Genomic DNA, 26,441 nt, shown 5'->3' on the forward strand with positions numbered 1-26,441 from the left:
TTATTCTTATAATCTGAGTGTTTTTTCTTAAACTATAAATATAATCCATTAATTCCTACATAGGGGGAGATAATGAAACATACATTGTTAAAAACGACCGCAATTGCTATGGCATTAAGTGTGGGAGTTGTACAAGCAGCTGAATATAAAGCAAGTACCGCAGAAGGTCCAATCAAAATAGTTAATTTAAAAGCCATGGAAGCACAGGTAGAAGCAAATATGGATAAAGGTGCTTTCGGTTATATTCGTGGCGGGGCTGAGGATGAAAATAATTTAAGAGCAAATACTCGAGCATTTGATAAAAAATATATTATGCCCCGTTCATTACAAGGTATTGAGTTTTCAGATATTAATCTAAAAACAGAATTTTTAGGTATTAAATTAGATACGCCTATTATTCAGGCACCGATGGCAGCACAAGGGCTTGCTCATCAACAAGGCGAAGTTGCCACAGCAAAAGGTATGGCGAAAGCGGGTTCTATTTTCTCATTAAGTACTTATGGTAATAAAACTATTAAAGAAGTCGCGCAAGCACAACCGGGTTATCCGTTCTTTTTTCAGCTATATATGAGTAAAAACGACGCGTTTAATCAGTATATTTTATCGCAAGCAAAACAGTATGGCGCGAAAGGCATTATTATGACTATCGACTCCTCTGTTGGTGGTTATCGTGAAGATGATGTCAAAAACAACTTTCAATTTCCGTTAGGTTTTGCCAATTTGGAAGCATTCGCCAAAATCAGTGATGATAAATCAAAAACAGGTAAAGGTTCAGGTATTAGTGAAATCTATGCTCAAGCTAAACAAGCATTTACTCCTGCTGATATTCAATATGTGAAAAAGATGTCAGGTTTACCAGTCATTGTGAAAGGTATTGAATCACCTGAAGATGCCGATACTGCAATTAAAGCGGGTGCTGATGCGATTTGGGTGTCTAATCATGGTGGTCGTCAGTTAGATAGTGCACCAGCAACCATTGATGTATTGCCAGCTATTGCTAAAGTCGTGAACAAACGTGTTCCTATCGTTTTCGATAGTGGTGTTCGTCGTGGCTCACATGTCTTTAAAGCGTTAGCGAGTGGTGCAGATGTTGTTGCTGTGGGGCGTCCAATTCTTTATGGATTAAATTTAGGCGGTGCTGAAGGTGTTAATTCAGTTATCCAGCAATTAAATAAAGAGTTAAGAATTAATATGATGTTAGGTGGTGCAAGAAACGTCAAAGAAATTCAAGCAACACACCTGTATACAGATGCTGACTTTAAATAAGCCATTATTTTAATCTCAGCGAGTAAAAACCCCATGCTTAATCTTAAGCATGGGGTTTTTATTGATTAGAAACGAGTTACTGTGCTTCGCTAGCTATGTCACCAAAACAGAGATTATTTTGATTATTAATCCCCCCATCGGGTGATGAGTAACCTAGACAGCCTAATATCGAGTCAAAAATATTATGATGATAGAAAGTCCGGTTATTATCTTGATTTCGTTTGAGATTATCAAATAACTGTTTATTTTCAGGCTCAGCTAAATAGCTATCTGACATCCACACTAAGAAAGGCACTTTAAATTGTTCTGGTGGTGCAATTTCTTTTGGTGTGCCGTGTAAGCCACCTTTTTCTGAAATTGACTCGCCGTGATCTGAGGTATAAAACACAATGGCTTTTTTATCACGCAGGGTATTAAGTACACCATCAATAAAGTAATCAGTATAAAGAATAGAGTTATCATAAGCATTGACGAGCTGCTCTTTGGTGCACTCATCGTCAACGTTTAAGCATTCAGGTTGGTATTTTTTAAATGCGTTTGGGTAACGTTGCGAGTACATAAAGTGTGAACCTTTAGTGTGTAAAATCACTAAGTGGTTACCTTTAGAATAGTGAGCAACGGAATCTGCGACTTCGTTAATAAGCAAAGTATCATCTAATTCTTTGCCAAAATTACTATTTTTGGCGGTCATCATCTCTTTCATGGCATAGTTATCTAAATCAAGCTTATTGTAAAACCAAAGCTCACTTTGCATTGAAAAGAGTTCTGATGTCATTCCTAGCTGATGTAATACTGAGAAAATATTGTTCTCTTTTAACGTTCGCTGATCGTTATTTTCTGTACCATTTTCACGCACAAACATACATTTTAGCGAAAGTTTTGTTGCTGTATCGCAAGAGATACCTTTCAGAGCAATCAGATTTTTTTCTTGGCTTAATAGGGGATTGGTTTGTCTTTCATAACCGAATAGCCCCATATGATCCCACCTTGCTGTCTCGCCAATAATAAAGACCACATAGACATCTTCATTGGCTTTTGACGGTATATAGGTAAAGTTATCCGCGGGATCAAAGATATTCTGGCTATTAAAGTGATCGTCGTACTGTGTTATCGCATATTGAAATAAAGGAATAATCCAGTTGGTCGGTAAATAGGCGTAACTTAAACCACCACTGTAGCTTGGCAAATCTAAGTTATTCTTGATTTCATAGGCTTTTTGTTTCGAATCTAAGGTTTTTAGATAGGCAAATACCGCAAGAGCAATTACGAGCATTTTGACCGTATTTTTGATCCAGATTTTTTTCTTTTGCTGCTTAGTTATATTTTTTTCTGGTTTCTTACATAACCAAGTTAGCGCTAGGGGTAAAATAGATAACCCAATAATCCAAATAATCACATTAGGGCTAATCAGCTCTTTTGATAAATCGATATCTGTGGTGAGCGTAGAAATAATAATGCCATAGCCAATAACTACATCAAAGAAAGAGATATAGTAACTAGCACAAACACTAATGAGCAGAATAAAAGAAGCGACTATTTTAAAAAATAGTGTGCCACAAAAAGAAATAAGTCGTAATAAGAAGAAAGTAAAGGCAATGTTTACTGCAACTTCACCCAGTATATATAAACTTTCAATGAGGGAGTTGTGAGAATTCTGTGTGCCATAACGGCCAATGTAAACGGAAAGATTAAGAAATAAACCAATATAGACAGCTAAAAAAAGAGAAACTTTTTCTTTTGAAAATCGTAAAAACTTTAATTTTTGCATGTTGAGCTATTATCAAATTTTTGGGGTGTAGAGGTCTTTAAGACCGCATTGTTGTTTTCAGGTTCAGTATTATGGGCTTTTTTTTTATTGTTTTTCACCTTTTTTCTTGCGAATAAATTGTTATTCAAAATATTAATTCTTAAAAATTTACCTAAATAAGAATATAGCAAGTCAAATTATCATATTGTCATCAAATAATGATGTGCTTAGTTGTTAAATAAAAATAACTAATTGTATTTATTGAAAAATAATAATTTTATTGATGAGAAGAATACATAGAGAAAATCGTGTTAATTAGACCGATTAATCTTTGCTATTACTGCTTGCTCATCGTCGACAGAAAAATCGTCATTAGTGTCGATAATTGTTTCCTTTTTGTCTCTTACTCATCTTATTACTGATAACTGTCTGTTATTTTTCTTTGTTTTTCATCTAATTATAAAATATTTAAAATAATGGCTTATTTGGCACAGTCTCTGCATAGATAAAGGAGAGAATCGGGTATTAACCTGAAAGTTGATGAACACAGGAGCAATGTTGATGAAAAAAGTCATCACGGTCTGTCCGTATTGCGCCTCAGGATGCAAAATCTACCTGAAGGTGGAAAACGGTAAAATCATTGGCGCTGAAGGAGCCAATGGTTTAACAAACCAAGGTGAGCTGTGTCTGAAAGGGTATTATGGATGGGATTTTATCCATGATACTAAGATACTGACTCCACGCCTTAAAACACCTATGATCCGCCGTGAAAGAGGTGGAAAATTAGAAGCGGTTTCTTGGGATGAAGCTATTGAGTTTGCGAGTAGCAAACTACTTGCTATCAAAGAGAAATATGGCGCTAAAGCTATTATGACAACCGGCTCATCACGAGGACCTGGTAATGAAGCTAACTTCGTTATGCAGAAATTTGCTCGTGCGGTTATCGGAAATAATAATATAGACTGCTGTGCTCGTGTCTGACACGGCCCTTCGGTTGCAGGTCTGCAGCGTTCGGTCGGTAATGGTGCTATGAGCAACTCAATCGTTGAGATTGAGGATACCAAATGTCTATTTGTCTTCGGTTATAATGCCGCAGACTCGCATCCTATTGTCGCTCGCCGTATTGTGAAGGCGAAAGAAAAGGGTGCCAAAATTATTGTATGTGATCCACGCTATATCGAAACAGCTCGCTTGGCTGATTTACACTTAGCATTGAAAAATGGTTCTAATATTGCACTGCTAAATGCTATTGCCAATGTGATCATAGAGGAAAAATTATACGATAAATCCTTTATTGAAAATCATACCGAGCAATTTGATGAGTATTGCCAATTAGTCGCAAGTTACACTCCTGAGTCGGTAGAAAAAACAACGGGGTTAAGTGCACAAATTATCCGTGAAGCAGCGCGTATGTATGCCAAAGCGGAAACGGCGACAATCTTGTGGGGAATGGGGGTAACACAGTTCTATCAAGGGGTTGAAACCGTTCGTTCACTCACTAGCTTAGCATTATTAACCGGTAATCTTGGTAAGAAATATGTTGGGGTAGGTCCTGTTCGTGGTCAAAATAACGTACAGGGTGCTTGCGATATGGGAGCACTACCTAATACGCTACCGGGCTATCAGTATGTTACTGATGCGAAAGCGCGTGAAAAATTTGCCAAAGCTTGGGGCATTGAATCGATGCCTGAAGAAGTAGGCTATGCGCTTAGTGAAGTCCCTCATAATATCGACCATGGTTTAATTAAAGCACACTATGTGATGGGGGAAGATCCACTACAAACTGAGCCAGATTTAGCCACTATTCGTAGAACCTTTGAAAAACTCGATTTACTGATAGTACAAGATATCTTTATGACCAAAACAGCATCGATTGCTGATGTTGTTTTCCCTGCCACATCATGGGGTGAACATGAAGGGGTGTACACATCAGCAGACCGTGGATTCCAGCGTTTCTATAAAGCGGTAGAGCCTGTTGGTGATGTTAAAACAGACTGGCAAATAATCAGCTTAATGGCAACAGCAATGGGTTATCCAATGCATTACAACAACACCAAAGAAATTTGGGATGAGTTGCGTGAGTTATGTCCGATTTATTATGGTGCAACTTACGAAAAAATGGCTGATTTGGCGTATATTCAATGGCCTTGCCCAACAGAAGATAGCCCAGGTACACAATATCTTTATGAAGGCGGTAAGTTCGATACCCCTAATGGTAAAGGTCAATTTTATACTTGTGAGTGGGCGCCACCTATTGATCAACTCTCTGATGAGTTCCCAATGGTATTGGCAACGGTTCGTGAAGTTGGACATTACTCTTGTCGTTCAATGACAGGTAACTGTAAAGCATTAGCTGCATTGGCTGATGAACCCGGTTATGTTCAATTAAACACTGAAGATGCCAAACAGTTAGGAATTAAAGATCAAGAGTTGGTTTGGATACGCTCTCGACAAGGTAAGGTTATAACTCGTGCTGCGGTCAGTGATAGACCAAATAAAGGTGCGGTATATATGACTTACCAATGGTGGATTGGGGCTTGTAACGAACTAGTTGCAGAAAACTTAAGTCCAATAACCAAAACACCTGAGTATAAATATTGTGCGGTTTGTGTTGAGTCAATTAAAGATCAAGCTCAAGCTGAGCACTATGTAAAAACAGAATATAACAATATTAAACGTCGTTTAAGAGAAGCCGCTGAAGGCTAACTTTGCTGATTAATATTTATTTTCTGTTCGAAAACCGAGCATAACTGATCTAGATATCAGTAAGCTCGGTTTTTTTATCGCTTTATGCTTAGGCTACTTGCTTATTTAAATGTAACGTTAGTGGTAAATCGGGATGTAATTGGGTTGAATCAAACTGATGTGATGGATGAGTGTCTACGGTTGGATAACGGGATAATAACACAATAAAATCCTGATAAGCAGAGTGGTTATTGTCATGCGTAAAAATAGGTGTACCACTATGATTTAACTCATTATCCGCAATTAACAATATATCCAGATATTGGGCATTATTATGCTCATAGAGAACATTATTAGGATTAATATCTTGCCAAGGTGTACCTATTGCTTCTTGAGGAGAATGAACACGTAATGCGCCGGAATTATTTTTTACATTATTTTTATTCATCATGACAATCATTGTGTGATCAACACCATCTTTATGCACCCCTTCAATAGAAAGCTCACTTAACGAATTAGGTTCAGCAATGAGTCTTAAATGAAATACCGTTGAAATTGATTTAGGGGATTGTTGATCGGTTAAGCGGCGTGGTGTAAATCGATTTCCTTCAATCAGGAGCATTTTCAATTTTAATAATGCTTGGTAAGCGGTATTGCTTTGCCAGCGATCGTCAATTGCTCGAAAGTGTCTTTGTGCACCGCTATCTTCACGAATAAAGCCATCTTCTTCAGTGAGGACAAAAGGTTGATACTCTAGTCGTGAAATGGTTTTAGCCTCATTATCGAAAAGGTAGCGTCCGGTGCGAGAGTGACGAAACGACAATGTGGGATCTTGCGCGAGATAATCACCATATTCTATGAGTGTATCTATATCTTTCTCTGTTGCACCTAATTGTTTTATTAAATCAATAACTATTTTTTGTGGAATAAAAACATATTTATTATTTTTATATTCTTCTTTTATTTTATTAATTTTATTTGTAAGCAGGTCATTCATAGATAATATGCTCCATGGATTATTTATATTATTAATAATAAGTTAGCGTTAATTAACTAGTGATAATAATTAAAAAAATATAACCACTAAAATTATAGATAGGGATAAAAAAGTTGCCAATGGACAGAAAAAAACGAGTGTAACAAATTAATTACACTCGTTTTACAATATCGGCTGTAGTGGTCGTAAAACTAAAGAATTTCAGGGATGGAAATACCTAAGCGTTGCATACGTGATAATAAGGTGGTTCTTTTTAATCCTAATTTTAATGCCGCACCTCTGGCACCAGCCACTACACCGTTAGTTTCTCTAAGGGCTTGTATTATCCGCTCACGCTCTTCATCATCACTTTCAGGTGCGCTAGTTTGCATCTTTTTTTCTATGGCTGATGGTTGCGAAAGCACTTGTTTTAAACGAGATGGTTTATTGATATTTAACTCTTTTAGTTGCAAATTTAGCGTAGAGCCTCGAGTTAAAATAACCGCGCGCTCAATAATATTTTCAAGCTCTCGTACATTTCCCGGCCAAGGATAATGGGTTAATTGCTCCAAAGCATGTGTTGGAATACAGTCTATTTTTCTATCCATGCGGCGGGCAATTTTTTGCGTAAAATATTTTGCCAATAAGGGGATATCTTCAGGTCGCTCCCGTAATGGCGGGATAATAATAGGAAAAACATTCAGACGATAATAGAGATCTTCTCGAAATTCCCCTTCATCCGTCAGTTCACATAAATCTTTATTGGTCGCTGCAATTAAGCGTACATCCACAGGAATAACTTTATTACCACCTAATCTTTCAATTTCGCGCTCTTGGAGAACCCGTAATAGTTTTGGCTGTAATTCAATGGGCATATCGCCAATTTCATCGAGAAAAAGCGTACTTTTATCTGCCATTTCAAATCGACCCACATGGGCATGTGTTGCACCCGTAAAAGCGCCTTTATCATGTCCAAAAAGATCACTTTCTAACAGACCGGAAGGTACTGCTGCACAATTCATTTTTATCATCGTTTTATTTTTACGATGACTTAAACGATGGATCGCTCGTGCAATTAACTCTTTACCAGTACCTGTTTCGCCTAAGATAAGTACAGTACTGTCACTTTGAGCGACTAACTCAATTTGTTCTAGTACATTATGCATGGCATCGCTTTGATAAATAATCTCGCTAAAACTACCATTTCTATTTATTTGTTCATTAAGCCAAATATTTTCGTTCTTAAGGCTATCTTTAAGGTGAGTTATCTCTTCATAAGCGGCGGCATTTTCAATTGCAATCCCGATGCGCGCGGCAATTTGTTGCAATAATTGACAAGTTTCTTCAGTAAAAACACTACTTATTTCATGCGCTAGGATTAATAAACCTAGCGGTTTACGGTTAAAAGCCAGTGGCAATAACAAAGCCGTCTGCATATTTTGTTTTACGAGACGTTTAATCAAAACATCGTCTTGATCTTCTTTATTGATATCGATTAAAACGGGTTTGTTTTGATGAATAATTTCTTCGGCTTTGTTATTGGCGCTACTGAACTTACGTTGTTGACGAATGACAGATTTTCCTGTCTGATAACGACTAGAATAAAGAATACCTTCATGACTATTTTGTGATGAAGTACGACATAACATCAGACTAATATGATTAAGTCCGAAAAAACGATGTATTTCTTTAGATACTTCAGAAATGAGGCCATCCATGTCTAGATGCGCTAATACAGAATTTGTAATATCGACAAGTATACGATATTGATTCCGCTCACTGCGAAGGCTCTCCATAGTTTCAGCATTGTTACTGCTTAATTTCATGACACCACCGATTGCCCTAAAAAATTAACTATATTGTAATCGCTTTATTATAAATTTATATCAATGACTGAGTCATTTTTGATCCAAACCGCTATTTTCTTATTTAACGGGAAAGTAAAAAATATAAATTTAACAAATCGATATATACTTATTTATATATCGTTTAATTAGATCGTCAAAAATGTCGAATAAATTGACGAAATATAATTTTCCTAATTAATAATCATTTTTATTTGCAAATTAGTTAATTGAAAAATAAGGATTAGTTAATTTAAAAATAGATTGGCATGAACCATGCTATATCTAATATATAGATACCTAATTGTTATTCTAAATTAGATAATTAATTGCGTTTATCGCCAATATAACGGCTATATATAACAAACAGCAGGAGAATATGATGAACCGTTTCATCATTGCAGACCCTAAAAAGTGTATTGGTTGCCATACCTGTGAAGTAGCATGTGTTGTTTCACATCAGCAAGCTTCCCAAGATAATTTAGCAATCGACCAAATTAGTGAGCAAAATTTCCAACCACGCATTCATGTGGTGAAAGGCTTTTCAATTAGTACCGCAGTTGTCTGCCATCAATGTGAAGATGCTCCTTGTGCCAATGTCTGTCCTAATGGTGCCATTATTCATAATAAAGATTATTACTATGTCGATCAGGATAAATGCATTGGTTGTAAAACCTGTGTCTTGGCTTGTCCTTATGGCACTATGGAAGTGGTTTCTCGTCCAGTTATGCGTAAATTAACCGCTCTCAATACGATTGAAGCATTTAAAGCTGAAGCCAATAAATGTGATTTATGTCATCACCGTGCTGAAGGCCCTGCTTGTGTTGAGGTCTGCCCAACGCAGGCATTAGTCTGTATTGATAGAGATGCACTTGAAGATATGGTTAAAGAGCGTCGTCGTAAAGCGGCTTTTGAAACAGGCGCTGATTTATTGTTCTAAGATCAAGAATAAAGCAACTATGTCCTGATACTATAGTTGCTATTATTTATCCTGCTTCAAGTAAGGTATAGACATGCATGAAATCACGCTTTGCCAGAGCGCATTTGAGATAATTGACTCACAAGCTAAATTAAATAATGCGCAAAAAGTAAAAAGCGTTTGGATGGAGATCAGCGCACTATCTTGTGTTGAAGTCTCTGCACTTGAGTTTTGCTTTGATATTGTTTGTCGAGATACTATCGCACAAGGTTGCCAGCTACATATTGAGGTTATCCCAGCTAAAGCATGGTGTTGGGATTGCCATCAAGTGGTGACTGTTTCGACTTTTAATGCAGGTTGTCCTGCTTGTGGTAGTCAAAATTTGCGGGTTGAGAATGACGATGCAATGCGCATAAAACAAATAGAGATCGAATAGGGGTTGTTATGTGCCTTGGTATTCCAGGTCAAGTTGTTGAAGTGGGAAAAACCATCACTGAAAATGCATTGGTCGATGTTTGTGGTGTTAAGCGTGAAGTGAATATCGCATTAGTTTGTGAAGGCGAGCCTGATACGATGATTGGCAAGTGGGTATTAGTGCATGTGGGTTTTGCCATGAGTATCGTTAACGAACAAGAAGCACAAGAAACCCTTAACGCATTGATGGCGATGGGGGAAGTCGAAGACGATGTGAGTGCTTTTCTCTATGGTGAGGAAAGTACAGCTAAACGTGCTTGAGCAAATTTAATACTATTTGCATGGTTGCTGACTTTTTCTTATACTCTATTTTCACTTTTCAAAGGCTGGGACGACCCAGCTTTTTAATCTGTATATTCAGGGGACGACCCCAATTATCAATAGGGGTAGTTTATGTCTTGGATAATTCTCTTTGTCGCTGGCCTATTAGAAATTGTGTGGGCGGTTGGTCTTAAATACACTCATGGTTTTACCCGTTTAACACCAAGTATTATTACGATCAGTGCGATGATCGTGAGTATGGGGATGTTATCGTATGCGATGAAAGGCTTACCTGCGGGTACGGCTTACGCCATTTGGACCGGTATTGGTGCCGTTGGTACGGCTATCTTTGGTATTATCGTTTTTGGTGAATCCGCCAATATTTATCGTTTATTGAGTTTAGCGATGATTGTTTTCGGTATTATTGGTTTGAAATTGGCGAGCTAATTTTTATATTCACGCAGTTTAGCGATAAAAAAAGCCACTCAATGAGTGGCTTTAATTTTATTTATCAAGCGATTATAGTGTAAAAACACCAATAATTGCGATAACACTAATAATTGCTGCAGCACCATAAAATACCCAATTACTAGCAGGTACATGCACTTTAAAATCGTGCAATGTATGGTGAATACGGTGTAATGCACACCAAACTGGCAGAATAATCATTAGCAGTAAGAAAATACGACCAATAAAACCTTGGCTAAATGCCATGATACGATCGTAAGTAAATGCTTCTGGCGCAATACCCATCGGGATTAGAATACCGAGCAGGATAATAATTGCTGGAGAGACAATCGCACTCCACATACCACCTGCACCAAATAATCCCCAGAAAATAGGTTCATCAGAGCGCTTAGGAAGTTGATTCTGATTCATTATTTCCTCCTGGGTTAAACAATTAGCGCCACTGCCAGAATAACGACAGTCACGACGATGGTTAGACCCCATAAACCACGAACGATAGGCTCTTGTGGTAATTTTTCATCTTTAACGACGATATTAACGGCTTTCGGTGCAAGCTTAAACCAAGTGGCCGTATGGAATACCGTTGCGATAAGGGTCACAATATTAATCAGCATCACTATTGGGTTACTTAGGAATCCAACGAATCCCGCCCAACTTTCTGGTCCATTTTTCAGTGCAAATACACCGAACAGTACAACCAGACTGAACCAAAGTTGTGGTAGACAAGTTCCTTCACGGGTGATGTAGAAACGATAGAAACCGAGTTTCGTCCACCAGTTTGGCTGCATACCACGAACATAAGGCTTACGTTTTGTTGTCATGTCTTGTTTCCTCCTTAACGTGGTTTCAGCATGGCAATGACAAAGTCTTGCGCACTGGCTGCTTTACCCTGCTGAATAGCCGCAGCAGGATCCACATGTTTTGGACAGACTTCAGAGCAGTAGCCCACGAAAGTACAAGACCAGACGCCATTTTCACCATTTAATTGAGGCATACGCTCTTTAGCCCCGTGGTCACGGCTATCGGTATTGTAACGTTGTGCTAACGTAATCGCTGCAGGACCAATAAACTCAGGATTTAAACCAAACTGAGGACATGCTGCATAGCATAAACCACAGTTGATACAACCAGAGAATTGGTGGTATTTCGCCATTTGAGCAGGAGTCTGTTTATTTGGACCTTCTGAAGGCTTGCGATCATTTCCTAGGATGTAAGGTTTAATCGCTTCTAAGCTTTCAATAAAGTGAGTCATATTGACGACAAGGTCGCGCTCGACAGGGAAGTTACCTAACGCTTCGATTCTCACGCCATTTGGGTAATCACGCATAAAGGTTTTACAAGCCAGTTTTGGGACTCGGTTAACCATCATGCCGCAAGAGCCACAAATTGCCATACGGCAAGACCAACGGTAAGACAGATCTGGCGCTAAGTTATCTTTAATATAACCCAATGCATCCAATAATGAGGTTTGCTCATCGTAAGGTACATCATAAGTGACGAAATGAGGCGCATCATCCGTTTCGGGGTTATAGCGCATGACTTCCATCTTAACGTGCTTCATGTCATCAGCCATTCGCTTTCTCCTTATTCTGCTTGTCTTGTGCAGTCGCTTCACCACCATAGACACGTTTAGCAGGAGCAGATTTGGTGATCTTCACATCGCTATATTCTAAACGCGGTGCACCTTCTGGGTTATAGAATGCCAGGGTGTGTTTAAGGAAGTTCACGTCATCACGCTCAGTACAACCTTCGTCAAGACGTTGGTGTGCACCACGAGACTCTTTACGATTGATTGCAGAATGCGCCATACATTCAGCGACATCTAAACCAAAGCCAAGCTCAATTTTATACAGTAAATCAGTATTAAAGACGCTACTGGTATCTTTAATTTCTACGTGTTTAAAACGTTCTTTTAGTTCAGTCAGTTTATCAATGGTTTTTTGCATTAATTCAGGTGTACGATAGATACCGCAACCTTCTTCCATGGCTTCACCCATTTCATCGCGGATCTGAGCCCAATTTTCAGAACCTTTTTGGTTCATCAGTTTTTTCAGATTGTCTTCGATGTCACGAGTTTGTGCATCTAATGCTGATGCGTTAGCAGGGGTTGCTTCTTGGGCACGACGAACAGCTTCTTCCCCAGCAAGACGACCAAATACTACAAGTTCAGCCAGTGAGTTAGAACCTAAACGGTTAGCGCCATGTAAGCCGACAGATGAACACTCACCCACCGCAAACAGACCTTTAATACGTGTTTCTGTGCGCTGATTAGTCTCGATACCACCCATGGTGTAGTGTGCAGTTGGACGAACTGGAATAGGTTCATTAACAGGATCAACACCCACATACGCTTTTGCCAGTTCACAAATGAATGGTAAACGTTCATGAAGTTTTTTCGCACCCAGATGACGTAAGTCAAGATGCACAACATCACCACGGTGAGTTTTAATGGTACGACCCGCGCGCCACTCATGCCAGAATGCTTGAGAAACTTTATCGCGAGGACCTAATTCCATATATTTATTTTCGGGTTTACCTAATGGTGTTTCTGGTCCTAGGCCATAATCTTGTAGATAACGGTAACCATCTTTATTGACCAGAATACCCCCTTCACCACGGCAACCTTCGGTCATCAGAATACCTGAGCCCGGTAAACCAGTTGGGTGATATTGCACAAATTCCATATCACGCAGTGGCACGCCATGACGTAAGGCTATCCCCATACCATCACCTGTAACGATACCGCCATTAGTATTAAAGCGATAAACGCGACCTGCGCCACCTGTTGCCATAATGACAGCATTAGCACGAATTTGAACTTTCGTCCCTTCCATCATATTAATAGCAACAACACCACGAGCGTGGCCTTCATCAACAAGGATATCGAGAACGAAATGTTCATCGAAACGTTGAATTTGTGGGTATTTTAAAGAGGTTTGGAACAGGGTGTGTAACATGTGGAAGCCGGTTTTATCGGCGGCGAACCAAGTCCGTTCGATTTTCATCCCACCAAAACGTCGGACGTTGACTGACCCGTCTTCTTTACGGCTCCAAGGACAGCCCCAGAGTTCTAGTTGAGTCATCTCTGTTGGACAATGCTCAACGAAGTAATCAACGACATCCTGCTCACACAACCAGTCACCGCCAGAAACGGTATCATTGAAGTGAAAGTCGTAGGAGTCGTGAGCCTGAGTCACTGCTGCTGATCCGCCTTCTGCTGCCACAGTGTGGCTACGCATAGGGTAAACTTTTGAGATCAGAGCAATTTTCAGTTGAGGATTTGCTTCCGCTGCAGCAATTGCTGCTCGTAAGCCTGCGCCCCCGGCTCCGATTATCGCTATATCGGCATTAAAGGTTTGCACTGCGCTTCTCCATTGTTCAAGTGAAAATTGGAATAATTGTCTAGAATTCAATTCACTGACATTATTAATTTAGTAATGCTATTTTTTTAAGCTATCCGTAACGAAAATGTTTCACTGCCTTGTGACTACGCTTGATAACATCGTTATTATCATTGACTGTAATTTTAGTATAACGAAATGTAAGGTACGGAAATTTGATATGAATGATGGTTTTCCCGTATTTCACAAAAAAAGTGTGATCTACACCAAGAATTCTCGGTTTTACTAATAATTAACCAGATAAACTTGAGCATAAAATAAAATATTTAATTCTAAAATAAAAATAAAGTTAGCAATGAATAATTCATTTTTAAAGTATAGATAATTTGAATTACAAAGAACAATGGTTTTTTGTTATTAACTGATTTTTAAGTTAAAATAAATTATCTTTAAGCTGTTTTAATATAATTTAATAAAAATATAAACAAATAGTTAAAATAAACTTTTACTATTTATCTAAAACAAATCGATTTGTCTTATTAATTGTTAATAAAATATTAATAAAATCTCTTAAGGATTATAATAGCCATCAAACTTAACGCTGCTAAATATTAAATAGTGCTTAAAATTGATAAAAAATAGACTTATTTTATATAAGAAAAATATGAGTTTATTGTTGAGCTTAATTGAGAAAGAGAATTATTCTAATTTTTATTTTTGATACATCGTTACGCTATTAGTGACATAAAAAGTTGGTATCGTTATTGGCTTGGGATAGACGTGCTATTGCTAGTGACGAAAAAACGCAAAAAAAGTAGATGATTTGTAGAGTTGTATTGATTGTATTTATATGTTTGTCGATATTTAATCAATATAATTGGTGGGAATGAAAATATGGTACATCTTTTCTGGAAGAAATTTGTCTGTTGAAGAGGATGCGAGTAAACTGCACGCTTTGTTTTCTGTTGGAGTTTTTCGTTCATGAGTGAAATCGCGGATTGGCAGCCAAGCGCCTCAATCGCCAACTTACTGAAAAAGGCGAAAATTGTCAGTAATATTAGGCGTTTTTTCGCTGATCGTGGTGTTTTAGAAGTTGAAACACCGATGATGAGTCAGGCTACCGTTACCGATATTCATCTATGCCCATTTGAAACCCAATTTGTGGGGCCAGGCGCTTCTCAAGGGCTAAAGTTATATTTAATGACCAGTCCTGAATACCATATGAAGCGTCTATTAGCGGCGAACAGTGGGCCAATTTATCAAATGGGGCGTTGCTTCCGTAACGAGGAAGCCGGTAGATATCATAATCCGGAATTTACGATGCTTGAATGGTATCGACCTTGTTTTGATATGTACCGGTTGATGAATGAAGTCGATGATTTATTACAAGAAGTGCTTGATTGTGAAGCGTCTGAATCGCTCTCATATCAACAAGCCTTTTTGCGCTATCTCGATATCGACCCTTTATCTGCAGATAAAGAAAAGCTACGTGAGGTTGCGGCAAAGCTTGATTTATCAAATATTGCTGACACAGAAGAAAATAGAGATACGCTACTGCAATTACTTTTTGTGTCAGGTGTAGAGCCTCATATTGGTCTTGAAAAACCAACCTTTATCTATCATTTTCCTGCTTCACAAGCTTCCCTTGCTGAAATTAGCTCAGAAGATCATCGTGTTGCAGAGCGATTTGAGGTCTATTTTAAAGGTGTCGAGTTAGCAAATGGTTTTCGTGAATTAACGGATGCTAAAGAGCAACGTCTTCGTTTTGAACGTGATAATCGTCAACGTGTTGCCATGGGATTACCTGAACAGCCTATTGATGAGCGTTTTTTAGCTGCGCTTGAAGCCGGATTACCTGAATGTTCTGGGGTTGCTTTAGGCGTTGATCGCCTGATTATGCTCGCACTCGGTGTTGAGCGCATTAGTGATGTGATTGCCTTCCCTGTTTATAGAGCATAATTTATTTGCTAATCAGATTAAAAAGAGAGTTTAGGCTCTCTTTTTTAATATGAATAATATGGAAAAATAAGACAAATTGGTAAACGAGCATTTAAACGAGCATAAAATTAGCCTAAAACACAATATACTGTGATAACAAACGAGTAAAGCGTATGGATAATCGGAGCGATTTTCACTATGAGACACGGTGAGAGTAGCCGAGCAACTCAAGGGAAATTATCCTGCCCTTTATTGATAAGAGCAGGATAACAGAAATAAAGGTTATTTAGCTTGTTTTTGTAAGAACTTAACCCCTAAATCAGGGAAATCAGTAAATACCCCTTCGGCACCCGCTTGGTTATAAATAATGTCATAAAGCTGATCGCCATCTTTGGCATATTTAGGTAGTTTATCCACTCGTACCGTAAATGGATGAATGGTTAACTTGTTGGCATGAGCATCGGCGGCCATACCGGTTAAGGTGATTTTATCTGGTGTTGATTCTTCTTCTACTAACATATGATAATCAGGACCAATGCCATCAGCATAAGTCGCAATTTCTTTCATGGCGCCAGGTTTAAACATCCAGTCATAACTGTAGTTTGTCCATGTACCATCTGGTTGTTTTTCATATGTCTCATTCCAATCGGTATAAGCGATTAACTGAACCAGTTTTAAATCCATCCCCATTTGTGGCATCAATTCTGTTTTAATGCGTTTTAGATCGTTAGGATCAAAGGATTGTAGATAAACATTATCGCTCTTTTGGGTATAGCCATACTGTTTTAAGACTTCGAGAACTTTTTTAGTAATGTCTTTCCCTTCTTGTTCATGAAACCAAGGTGCTTTGATCTCAGGATAAATACCAATATCTTGTCCTGTTGATTTGTTTAAGCCTTGGATAAACTCAATCTCTTCTTGGAAAGTGTGGATACGAAAATCAGATTTTCCCATAGGGAAACGATTTGGATAACTTTGGACTTTTTTACCGTCAACAATATCGAAACCTTCGGTAAATTTCAGTCCTTTGATCTCATCAAGAGTAAAATCGATAGCATAGTAACGGCCATCTTTTCTTGCTCTGTCTGGATAGCGTTCAGCAACATCGGTGACACGATCGAGATAGTGATCATGCAAGACAACCAGTTGGTTATCTTTTGTCATCACCAGATCTTGTTCTAGATAATCGGCACCTTGTGCATAGGCGAGTGCTTTGGCAGGTAAGGTGTGTTCAGGTAAATAACCGCTGGCACCACGATGGGCAATCACTACTTTATCGCTTGCTGCTTGTGCGATTGTACTTAAAGATAGAGTTAAAAGAACGCCCGCCACTAACGGTTTCAGTTTGAAAGGTGTACTCATAAAGTTGCTCCATTTTCATTTTCGTACAATAAAGCTATGTACAGTTGGCAATAAAAAAGCCACATCAGAAAGTTGATGTGGCTTGATTTTTAGAGATGAGATTTAATCAATTTCATAAATAATCAGTTAATGATTATTCATACTTCTGTGACATTTCACGTTTGTGTTTGGTTTCATTTATCATCACGATAAGTAATAACACAACAGATAATGCACTACCGCCGATCATGACCATAAAGCCACCGTCCCAACCGAAGTAGTCAACGGTGTAACCTACGATAGCACTTGCCGCAACAGAACCCCCTAAGTAACCGAATAGACCGGTGAAGCCCGCAGCGGTACCCGCAGCTTTTTTCGGTGCTAATTCAAGGGCGTGCAGACCAATTAGCATAACAGGACCGTAGATTAAGAAACCAATGATTAACATACATGCCATATCAACATTCGGGTTACCTGCTGGGTTCATCCAGAATACGATAGTGGCAATGGTTACTAAGGTCATAAAGAATACCCCAGTTGCACCACGGTTACCTTTGAACACTTTATCTGACATCCAACCACACAGCAGTGTGCCCGGAATACCTGCGTATTCATATAAGAAGTATGCCCATGAGGATTTATCCATGGCGAAATCTTTGACTTCGCGAAGATAAGTCGGAGACCAGTCCAATACGCCGTAACGAAGTAAGTAAACAAATACGTTAGCAATTGCAATCATCCACAGAAGTTTGTTAGGGAAAACATACTTCATAAAGATTTCTTTTGCTGTCAGTTCTTGTTCGTCTGTTTCTTTATAATCAGGTGGATAATCGTTTTTATATTCTTCGATAGGAGGTAGACCACAAGATTGTGGTGTATCGCGCATTAATGCAAACGCAATCATCGCTACTAAAATAGCCGCGAATGCTGGCATATATAATGCTGCTTTCCAGTCGTTAAACCATGCCATACCTAACAGGAACAGCAATGGCGGTAAACCACCACCGACGTTATGAGCACAGTTCCAAATAGAGACGATACCGCCACGCTCTTTTTGTGACCACCAGTGAACCATGGTACGTCCACAAGGAGGCCAACCCATACCTTGGAACCAACCACACAGGAACAACAGCACGAACATGATCATAATGCTCGAAGTTGCCCATGGCACAAAGCCCATAATTAACATCACAATGGATGCAAGAATAAGACCTGCGGGTAAGAAGTAACGCGGGTTAGCACGGTCAGAGAATGACCCCATGATAAACTTAGAGAAACCGTAAGCAATCGAGATCCCTGATAAAGCAAAACCCAAATCCCCTTTAGAGAATCCCTCTTCTACGAGGTAAGGCATTGCTAAAGCGAAGTTTTTCCTTACTAAATAATAAGCAGCGTAACCAAAGAAAATCCCCATAAAGATTTGCCAACGTAAACGGCGATAGACAGGATCTATCTGTTCCTTTGGCAGACGCGCTTTATGCGGCGCAGGTCTAAACAGACTTAACATATTAGCCTCCGATGGCTTTTATTTTAATATGTTGATATTAAACAATGACAAAACGAACAACAAAGTAATCAAAAAATTTTCTTTAACGAACGTAATAGTAAACTTGTTGAAGCAAATTTACTGTGAAGTAATACTCAGTTGTCGAATAATTTTTCAAGATGTGTAATTTTGAGTGATATGTTAACTTTATGAAACACTTTCTGGTAAATAATTTGTGATTAGTATCACATATGTCGTTTTAATTTTTCACTCATGAGCGTTTCTCTTTCGTTTTTGCTCATTATCAAACATTAACCACATTTTTTGTGTATCTTATACACTATAATTAACGTTAAAGAATAATTAAGCGTTTGCTGAATGTAATGTGAGAGGGCATCTCTATGATGAGCGGTTCACCAGTGACAGAAACAGATGTCATTATTATCGGCGGTGGAGCTACGGGGGCAGGCATGGCAAGAGACTGTGCTCGTCGTGGATTACGCTGTATCCTACTGGAAAGACACGATATCGCAACCGGTGCAACCGGTCGAAACCATGGTTTATTACATAGTGGCGCACGCTATGCAGTGACCGATCCGGAATCAGCGCGTGAGTGTATAGAAGAAAACATGATCTTAAAACGGGTCGCTCGTCATTGTGTTGAAAAAACGGATGGCCTTTTTATTACTCTCCCTGAAGATTCGTTAGAATTCCAACAAACTTTTATTCAATCTTGCCAAGCGGCAGGTATTGATGCTCAAGCCATTTCACCTGAAGAAGCTATTCGCTTAGAGCCTTCGGTGAATCCTAATCTTATTGGTGCGGTTAAAGTACCTGATGGTACGGTTGATCCTTTCCGCTTAACGGCGGCCAATATGTTAGATGCACGTGAACATGGTGCGCAAGTACTCACTTATCATGAAGTGATGGGCTTGATCCGTGAAGGCGATCGTGTGAAAGGTGTACGTGTTTATGATCATCAATCTAAAAATATGTATGAGATCCGCGCACAAATAGTGGCCAATGCCGGAGGAATATGGGGACAAAAAATTGCAGAATATGGTGATTTAAAAGTCCGCATGTTCCCAGCAAAAGGGGCATTACTGATTTTAGGACACCGTATTAATAATATGGTGATCAACCGCTGTCGTAAGCCTGCGGATGCCGATATTTTAGTGCCTGGCGATACCATCTCATTAATAGGAACCACCTCAACTCGCGTTCCTTATGATGAAATCGACAATATGTATGTCACCCCTGAAGAGGTTGATATCCTGATCCGCGAAGGTTCAATGCTGGCACCTAAACTGGCTCAAACTCGTATTTTACGTGCTTATGCCGGTGTACGTCCTTTAGTGGCCAGCGACGATGATCCTTCTGGTCGTAATGTGAGCCGCGGTATTGTATTACTTGACCACGCACAACGGGATGGACTCGAGGGCTTTATCACCATAACGGGTGGTAAATTAATGACTTACCGATTAATGGCTGAATGGGCCACAAACAAGATCTGTGAGAAATTAAATATTTCAGCAAAATGTACCACGGCTGAAGAGCCACTGCCTGGCTCTCGCCAATCAGCAGAGCAAGCATTGCGTAGTGTGGTGTCGTTACCGGCGCCAATTCGAGGCTCAGCGGTTTATCGTCATGGCGATTTAGCCAATAAACTATTGAGTAATGAGCGTATTGATAAAAGCTTAGTGTGTGAATGTGAAGCGGTCACGGCCGGTGAAGTGCGTTATGCAGTGAATTCTTTAACCGTGAATAATTTGCTCGATTTACGCCGTCGTACTCGTGTGGGAATGGGAACTTGCCAAGGTGAGTTATGTGCTTGTCGCGCAGCAGGATTATTAAATCGTTTACAAGTCACAACGCCTCATGGCTCCGAACAACAACTGGCTCATTTTCTAAATGAACGTTGGAAAGGTATTCGTCCTATCGCATGGGGTAATGCGTTACGTGAAAGTGAGTTTACCAGTTGGGTGTACCAAGGTTTATGTGGCTTAGATGCCGATATGATTGATAAAACAGCTTCAGTGGAGGCCGATGATGAAATTTGACGTTATCATTATAGGAAGCGGATTAGCAGGACTGACTGCGGGGATCCGCCTTGCTGAAGCGGGCAAATCTTGCGCCATTATCAGTAATGGACAAAGTGCGTTACATTTTTCATCTGGATCACTGGATTTATTAACGCATCTTCCCGATGGCACGCCAGTTTCTCATCCGAAACAAGCGTTATCAACACTGGCACAACAAGCACCAGAGCATCCATATAGTCGTATTGGTGAAGCAAATGTCACTCAATTGATAGAGCAAGCGCAAACGCTGTTATCAACAACGAGAAATTTAGACTATAAAGGTAACGGTGATGAAAACCATTACCGTATTACCCCGGTTGGACGTTCTCGCATGAGTTGGATGAGCCCACAGCGCGTGCCGACTTATAGCGTTAATCAACCATTCCCATGGAAAAAAATAGCGGTGGTGGGGATTGAGGGATTCTTGGATTTTCAACCGCAGTTTGCAAGTAGTACTTTAAATGAACAAGGTATTGAGGCCATTCCTTATCACATTCATTTACCTTTATTGGATAGACTACGTGATAATCCAAGTGAGTTTAGAGCAATTAATATTGCGCGCTATTTAGATAAGCCTGAAAACACGCAAGCATTAGCAGAAGAATTAATTAAACACATAGATAATAGTGTTGAGGCAATTGTACTACCTGCATGTATCGGGCTAGATGAAGAAGCGCCAGTTAATTTATTACAAGAGTGTGTGGGTAAACCAATTTGTCTATTACCGACATTACCGCCTTCATTATTAGGTATTCGCCTACATCAGGCACTAAAACTGCGTTTTCAACAAGCGGGTGGTTTGATCATGCCGGGTGATCGCGCAGAAGAAGCCGATTTAGTCGGTAATAAGGTTGTCGGTATTCATACCCGTAATCATACTGATATCCCTATCCGTAGCGAGCATGTCGTATTAGCCACAGGCAGTTTTTTCAATAATGGCTTAATTGCGGAGTTTGATCGTATTTACGAGCCATTAATGGAATTAGATTTGTTAGAAAGCTTACCGCGTAATGAGTGGACACAAGTCAATGTGTTTGCCAAACAGCCTTATATGCGATTTGGTGTTAATACAGATAGTCAATTAAGACCGTTAAAATATGGTGAAGCGTTAGACAATGTCTATGCGGTGGGGGCGCTTTTAGGTGGTTTTGATCCTCTAAATGAAGGCTGTGGTGCAGGTGTCTCCATGATAAGTGCACTCTATGCCGCTCAACAAATATTACAGAGTGATAAATCGCAGCACACCACATCTGCGGCTGTGGAGGCAATACTATGAGTTTACAAGATACCAGTTTTGAAAGTTGCATTAAATGTACAGTTTGTACGACCTATTGTCCTGTGGCAAAGGTCAATCCACTCTATCCTGGGCCTAAACAAGCAGGCCCTGATGGTGAGCGTTTACGCTTAAAAGATCCCATGCTTTATGATGAAGCACTGAAATACTGTACTAACTGTAAACGTTGTGAAGTGGCATGTCCTTCAGATGTAAAAATAGGGGATATCATTTCCCGTGCTAAACTTAACTACAATCCTAAAACACCTAAAATTCGTGATGCTATTTTAAGTCATACTGATTTAATGGGAACGCTCTCTACGCCAATGGCGCCGATTGTTAACACTATTACCGGATTAAAACCAGTACGTAAAATCTTGGATAAAGCGCTTAAAATCGACCATCGTCGTGAATTACCCAAATACTCTTTTGGTACATTTAGAACATGGATGAAAAAACAGGTTGAAGAGCAAGCACGCTTTAAAGATCAGGTTGCGTTTTTCCACGGTTGCTATGCTAACTACAATCACCCTCAATTAGGGAAAGATTTAGTTAAAGTATTCAATAAAATGAATATTGGTGTTCAACTATTAAAACGTGAAAAATGTTGTGGTGTTGCATTAATTGCCAACGGCTTTGTGAAACAAGCGAAAAAACAAGCCACCGTAAACCTTGAATCTCTGACAGAAAAAATTGTGGAGAACAACATTCCGGTTGTTGCTACATCTTCTACTTGTACTTTCACTATTCGTGATGAATATGAACATATTCTAGATATCGATACCTCAAAAGTACGGGAAAATATAGAATTAGCAACACGTTATATTTATCGGTTATTGGAAGAAGGGCGTGAATTACCATTAAAACATACCCCATTAAAAGTGGTTTATCATACCCCTTGCCATATGGAAAAAATGGGGTGGGCGGCTTACTCCATTGATTTAATCAAACGTATTCCTGGGGTAGAAGTGATTGTATTAGATTCACAATGTTGTGGTATTGCCGGTACTTATGGTTTTAAATCGGAAAACTACGATGTTGCGCAAGGCATTGGGGCGGGATTATTCCGTCAAATTGAAGAGAGTGGTTGTGATTTAGTCATTACAGATTGCGAAACCTGTAAATGGCAAATAGAAATGTCAACAACCAAAAAATGTGAACACCCAATTAGCTTATTAGCTCGGGCATTGTAGAAAAAATTAATGAGATAACAATAACGTAGTCACTGATTACAATAACAAGCAATTTGGGAATAAAAGTCGACCTTTTATTCCCTTTTTTATTACTTTACATCACATCGTGAGTCAACAGGGTACAGAGCACCCTGTTGGCGCCATTAATATTAATTCTTAATATAACCACTCACGCCCTAATTGGTCTGCTGCCATAATCGCCGCAAACACTTTATCGGAATCAACATCAAATGGCATATTGTAAATTGTTTCACCTTCTGCACAGCTTAATTCTGCGACAGCCATGATTTTTTCATTTAATTCATCACCTGTAGCATGTACGCCTAATTCTTCTAAGGTAACAGGTAAGCCAACTTGAACACAGAAATCGAGTACTTCTTCGATCTCTTCTAACGGGCTATTTTCTAGCACTAGTTGAACTAAAGTACCAAAGGCGACTTTTTCACCGTGATACATTGCATGGCACTCTTCTAATGCAGTGAAACCATTATGTATTGCATGTGCGGCGGCTAATCCGGCACTTTCAAAACCAATACCGCTTAAAAAGGTATTTGCTTCGATAATATTTTCAACCGCAGTAGTACACACACTACGGCTGACGGCCAGTTTGGCTTTATAGCCATCTTCAAGTAGGGTGTGATAACAAAGCTCTGCTAATGCCAGTGCTGCAAGGGTGGTTTTACCTCCAGCCATTGTTTGCTTTTGTGCTCGACTACAGGCTCTTGCTTCAAAATAGGTCGCTAAGGCATCTCCCATCCCTGCCACTAATAAACGTGGTGGTGCTGAGGCAATTACATTGGTATCCATAACAACGATATCAGGATTTTTCGGGTAGAAAAGATAGCTATCAAATGCGCCTAATTCTGTATAAATAACAGAAAGTGCGCTAGTAGGGGCATCGGTTGATGCGATAGTCGGAGAGATCACCACAGGTAACTGGCATTTGTAGGCGACGGCTTTGGCGGTATCAAGGGTTTTTCCTCCCCCAACACCAATGATAACAAGAGCGGCTTGTTGTTTGGCTATCTCAACTAAGCGGTCAATCTCTTTATGTGTACATTCACCGTGAAACTGTTCAAAGTGTCCATTGACTTCATACTGTGTCATGCTGTCTTTGACGATGCTGCCAGCCAGATCCATGACAAACTTATCAGCGATAATCAATGCTCTCTCACCCAAAGGTTTTGTATATTTCCCAATATGATATAACGCATCAGGCCCTTGGATATACTTCGCTGGGGATTGAATAACTTTTAACATAATAGACTCCTACTATCTTCAAAAGAGTAAAAAATCTTTATGGCGGGGAATATCATCTTAACCGAGATGGAAAAAAGCTGAGATGATCCAGAATACTTTAATAGTTTAATTGATAATAAAAATATTATATTGAAACGGGTTAATTTTTGTATTGCTAGGCAATAAAAGTCTTACTCTTTATCATTTATCAATAGTAGTGCGGTGTCTTCACTTATTATGCTAAATAATGGTATTTATTGCCGGTAGATCAAGGTATTGGTAAAAGTAAGCTAAGGCTTTATTGTACAAAGAATAAAGCCTTATTGGGGGAGTCAATCAGCTAAGGACGGATTTGAGCATAGCTTTGTTGTTGATTTTCTTGTGCAAAAAAATAGCGCAAAATAAAGTTCAATAATACGCCATAGGCCGGTAAGAAAAACAGCATACAAATCGTCAATTTAAAAGTGTAATCCACGAGCGCTATTTCGACCCAATTGGCCGCCATAAACGCATCTGTACTGCGATAAAAGGCAATAAAAAAGAAGGCAACAGTATCTAAGAAATTACCAAAAAACATCGCTGCACTTGGTGCAACCCACCATTTTTGTTGCTGTCTTAAACGATTAAAGACAGAAACATCCATAATTTGCCCTAACACATACGCCATAAAGCTTGCTGTCGCTATTCTTGCCACCATGATATTAAAATCATTGAGTGAGGCAAAACCTTGCCAACTTCCTTGGAAAAAGAGTGTTGATATTAGGTAGGAAATAGCTAATGCCGGTATCATAACGGCAGTAATAATGCGTCTTGCCAGAGGGGCTCCATAGATACGAACAGTTAAATCTGTCGCTAAGAAAATAAATGGAAAAGTAAATGCACCCCATGTGGTATGGAAGCCAAAAATAGAAATAGGCAATTGAACAAGATAGTTACTAGAAGTAATTATCAATATATGAAATAACGAAAGCCATAATAGCGCCGCCGCTTTTTGGCGGGAGGTAAACCTATACATAAATTGTACCTTTTTAGTGATTGGGGTGAGGGAACCCAATAAAACGTATGATTTTCTCTCATCAGGAGAGGATGCGCATCATACTCTTGTTGCGCAACAAAAGCAAAGATCGGCGATAACTCAACGTGAAGTTGATGAATGTGCCGTGATGTGCGAGGCAAAGCGAGATATAATAGTGCTATCTGTTAGTGCGAAAAAATGGTTAATACAATGAATGCCCAATTTGATGATGCGACAAAAACATTAGATACCTTAGGACTACGTTGTCCTGAGCCTGTTATGTTAGTGCGTAAGACCATAAGAAATATGGCTCAGGGGGAAACACTGTTGGTGATTGCTGATGATCCGGCTACAGTGCGTGATATTCCCGGTTTTTGTCGTTTTATGGAACATGACCTATTACAGCAAGAGACGCAAGCAACACCTTATCGTTATTTGATCCGCAAAAAAGAGGGTCAGCTGTAAATCAGCTTATCCAAAGCACCGTAAAACCCCGTCCTTCAGGTCGGGGATATAAGGCGCGGTTTTTTAACTAACTAGGTGTTTCCTGTTGCTCAATGTACTGGCGGATAATGGATATTGGTGCGCCACCACAACTCCCCGCGAAATAACTCGGCGACCAAAGAACCCCTTTGTAGTAATCACGTTGGGCAATATCAGGACGATCACGTCGAAGTAATCGACTCGATACCCCTTTAAGGCTGTTAACCAGATTAGATATCGCCAGTTTTGGCGGGTAATTAATCAGTAAATGAACGTGATCCCGTTCCCCATCCATTTCAACCAGTTCAACATCAAAATCAGCACAAACACTGGCAAAGTAGCCTCGCCATTTTTCAATTGCATCCTGATCAAATATTTTTCGCCGGTATTTTGTGACAAAGACCAAATGGA

The 26,441-nt window shown here is 39.4% G+C and carries 23 protein-coding genes; 11 read left to right on the forward strand and 12 right to left on the reverse strand.

Annotated features, from left to right (window positions below; all coding sequences use genetic code 11):
- Positions 1-72: 72 nt before the first annotated feature.
- Positions 73-1,266 carry a lactate oxidase gene (locus tag AACV01_RS07635; RefSeq protein ID WP_020945115.1) on the forward strand — a complete coding sequence of 398 codons (1,194 nt, stop codon included), beginning with the start codon at positions 73-75 and terminating at the stop codon, positions 1,264-1,266.
- Positions 1,267-1,342: 76 nt separating this feature from the next.
- Here the strand turns inward: AACV01_RS07635 and eptB are convergent, their stop codons facing one another.
- Positions 1,343-3,034 (reverse strand): kdo(2)-lipid A phosphoethanolamine 7''-transferase, encoded by a 1,692-nt coding sequence (gene eptB, locus AACV01_RS07640; protein ID WP_046335124.1) that lies wholly within the window; start codon positions 3,032-3,034, stop codon positions 1,343-1,345.
- A gap of 540 nt (positions 3,035-3,574) precedes the next feature.
- On the opposite strand from eptB, the gene fdhF reads away from it, so the two are divergent.
- The gene (gene fdhF, locus AACV01_RS07645) at positions 3,575-5,719 is read left to right on the forward strand and encodes a formate dehydrogenase subunit alpha (RefSeq protein ID WP_080544259.1); all 2,145 of its coding nucleotides are present in this window, start codon (positions 3,575-3,577) and stop codon (positions 5,717-5,719) included.
- Positions 5,720-5,807: 88 nt separating this feature from the next.
- On the opposite strand, the gene AACV01_RS07650 is transcribed toward fdhF, so the two are convergent.
- Together AACV01_RS07650 and AACV01_RS07655 are read right to left on the reverse strand one after the other, a co-directional pair.
- The gene (locus AACV01_RS07650) at positions 5,808-6,695 is read right to left on the reverse strand and encodes a 2OG-Fe dioxygenase family protein (RefSeq protein ID WP_046335126.1); all 888 of its coding nucleotides are present in this window, start codon (positions 6,693-6,695) and stop codon (positions 5,808-5,810) included.
- Positions 6,696-6,886: 191 nt separating this feature from the next.
- Positions 6,887-8,500 (reverse strand): sigma 54-interacting transcriptional regulator, encoded by a 1,614-nt coding sequence (locus AACV01_RS07655; protein ID WP_004245418.1) that lies wholly within the window; start codon positions 8,498-8,500, stop codon positions 6,887-6,889.
- Positions 8,501-8,900: 400 nt separating this feature from the next.
- Between AACV01_RS07655 and hydN the strand changes: the two genes are divergently transcribed.
- The 4 genes from hydN (at position 8,901) to sugE (ending at position 10,619) form a co-directional block, all read left to right on the forward strand.
- A complete protein-coding gene (gene hydN / locus AACV01_RS07660; protein ID WP_004248867.1) occupies positions 8,901-9,458 on the forward strand; it encodes an electron transport protein HydN in 558 nt (185 codons plus the stop codon).
- Between the two features lie 73 nt (positions 9,459-9,531).
- Entirely contained in the window at positions 9,532-9,873 is a 342-nt protein-coding gene (hypA, locus tag AACV01_RS07665; RefSeq protein WP_004245415.1) for a hydrogenase maturation nickel metallochaperone HypA, read from the forward strand.
- 8 nt (positions 9,874-9,881) lie between these two features.
- On the forward strand, positions 9,882-10,172 hold the full coding sequence (gene hybG, locus AACV01_RS07670) for a hydrogenase maturation factor HybG (RefSeq protein ID WP_004245414.1): 291 nt from the start codon (positions 9,882-9,884) through the stop codon (positions 10,170-10,172).
- A 132-nt stretch (positions 10,173-10,304) separates the two neighbouring features.
- Positions 10,305-10,619 carry a quaternary ammonium compound efflux SMR transporter SugE gene (gene sugE, locus AACV01_RS07675; RefSeq protein WP_004245413.1) on the forward strand — a complete coding sequence of 105 codons (315 nt, stop codon included), beginning with the start codon at positions 10,305-10,307 and terminating at the stop codon, positions 10,617-10,619.
- A 72-nt stretch (positions 10,620-10,691) separates the two neighbouring features.
- Here the strand turns inward: sugE and frdD are convergent, their stop codons facing one another.
- Genes frdD through frdA form a run of 4 tightly spaced genes read right to left on the reverse strand, consistent with a single transcriptional unit; the run spans position 10,692 to position 14,002 of the window.
- Entirely contained in the window at positions 10,692-11,051 is a 360-nt protein-coding gene (frdD, locus tag AACV01_RS07680) for a fumarate reductase subunit FrdD (RefSeq protein WP_004245412.1), read from the reverse strand.
- Positions 11,052-11,065: 14 nt separating this feature from the next.
- The gene (frdC, locus tag AACV01_RS07685; RefSeq protein ID WP_004245411.1) at positions 11,066-11,461 is read right to left on the reverse strand and encodes a fumarate reductase subunit FrdC; all 396 of its coding nucleotides are present in this window, start codon (positions 11,459-11,461) and stop codon (positions 11,066-11,068) included.
- A gap of 14 nt (positions 11,462-11,475) precedes the next feature.
- The gene (locus tag AACV01_RS07690; protein ID WP_161682664.1) at positions 11,476-12,213 is read right to left on the reverse strand and encodes a succinate dehydrogenase/fumarate reductase iron-sulfur subunit; all 738 of its coding nucleotides are present in this window, start codon (positions 12,211-12,213) and stop codon (positions 11,476-11,478) included.
- Positions 12,206-14,002 carry a fumarate reductase (quinol) flavoprotein subunit gene (frdA, locus tag AACV01_RS07695; protein ID WP_004248869.1) on the reverse strand — a complete coding sequence of 599 codons (1,797 nt, stop codon included), beginning with the start codon at positions 14,000-14,002 and terminating at the stop codon, positions 12,206-12,208. Before frdA ends, AACV01_RS07690 begins: the two co-directional genes overlap by 8 nt.
- A gap of 960 nt (positions 14,003-14,962) precedes the next feature.
- Here frdA and epmA point away from each other — a divergent pair.
- The gene (gene epmA, locus AACV01_RS07700; RefSeq protein ID WP_004245408.1) at positions 14,963-15,940 is read left to right on the forward strand and encodes an elongation factor P--(R)-beta-lysine ligase; all 978 of its coding nucleotides are present in this window, start codon (positions 14,963-14,965) and stop codon (positions 15,938-15,940) included.
- 261 nt (positions 15,941-16,201) lie between these two features.
- On the opposite strand, the gene glpQ is transcribed toward epmA, so the two are convergent.
- Positions 16,202-17,281, reverse strand: coding sequence for a glycerophosphodiester phosphodiesterase (gene glpQ / locus AACV01_RS07705; protein WP_020945119.1), 1,080 nt, complete (start codon positions 17,279-17,281; stop codon positions 16,202-16,204).
- Between the two features lie 133 nt (positions 17,282-17,414).
- On the reverse strand, positions 17,415-18,767 hold the full coding sequence (glpT, locus tag AACV01_RS07710) for a glycerol-3-phosphate transporter (RefSeq protein ID WP_004252777.1): 1,353 nt from the start codon (positions 18,765-18,767) through the stop codon (positions 17,415-17,417).
- A gap of 380 nt (positions 18,768-19,147) precedes the next feature.
- Here glpT and glpA point away from each other — a divergent pair, with 380 nt between their 5' ends.
- From glpA to glpC, 3 genes are read left to right on the forward strand one after another with little or no spacing between them, the layout of a single operon-like run.
- Complete coding sequence (gene glpA, locus AACV01_RS07715; RefSeq protein ID WP_004245405.1) at positions 19,148-20,806, forward strand: anaerobic glycerol-3-phosphate dehydrogenase subunit A; 1,659 nt, start codon at positions 19,148-19,150, stop codon at positions 20,804-20,806.
- Positions 20,796-22,103 (forward strand): glycerol-3-phosphate dehydrogenase subunit GlpB, encoded by a 1,308-nt coding sequence (gene glpB, locus AACV01_RS07720; protein WP_017827251.1) that lies wholly within the window; start codon positions 20,796-20,798, stop codon positions 22,101-22,103. The genes glpA and glpB overlap by 11 nt, the downstream gene beginning before the upstream one ends.
- Positions 22,100-23,293, forward strand: a complete 1,194-nt coding sequence (glpC, locus tag AACV01_RS07725) for an anaerobic glycerol-3-phosphate dehydrogenase subunit GlpC (RefSeq protein ID WP_036894138.1) — start codon at positions 22,100-22,102, stop codon at positions 23,291-23,293. The genes glpB and glpC overlap by 4 nt, the downstream gene beginning before the upstream one ends.
- Before the next feature lie 156 nt (positions 23,294-23,449).
- Here glpC and AACV01_RS07730 read toward each other — a convergent pair whose 3' ends face one another.
- Both AACV01_RS07730 and AACV01_RS07735 read right to left on the reverse strand, forming a co-directional pair.
- Positions 23,450-24,553, reverse strand: a complete 1,104-nt coding sequence (locus AACV01_RS07730) for a glycerol dehydrogenase (RefSeq protein WP_004245401.1) — start codon at positions 24,551-24,553, stop codon at positions 23,450-23,452.
- A 319-nt stretch (positions 24,554-24,872) separates the two neighbouring features.
- Entirely contained in the window at positions 24,873-25,547 is a 675-nt protein-coding gene (locus AACV01_RS07735) for a 7-cyano-7-deazaguanine/7-aminomethyl-7-deazaguanine transporter (RefSeq protein WP_004245400.1), read from the reverse strand.
- Between the two features lie 210 nt (positions 25,548-25,757).
- On the opposite strand from AACV01_RS07735, the gene tusA reads away from it, so the two are divergent.
- Positions 25,758-26,012 (forward strand): sulfurtransferase TusA, encoded by a 255-nt coding sequence (gene tusA, locus AACV01_RS07740; protein WP_004245397.1) that lies wholly within the window; start codon positions 25,758-25,760, stop codon positions 26,010-26,012.
- A gap of 67 nt (positions 26,013-26,079) precedes the next feature.
- Here the strand turns inward: tusA and tnpA are convergent.
- On the reverse strand, positions 26,080-26,441 hold a 362-nt coding region (tnpA, locus tag AACV01_RS07745), incomplete at its 5' end, for an IS200/IS605 family transposase (RefSeq protein WP_161682666.1).

Source organism: Proteus sp. G2609 (assembly GCF_963896135.1).
Lineage (GTDB): Bacteria > Pseudomonadota > Gammaproteobacteria > Enterobacterales > Enterobacteriaceae > Proteus > Proteus mirabilis.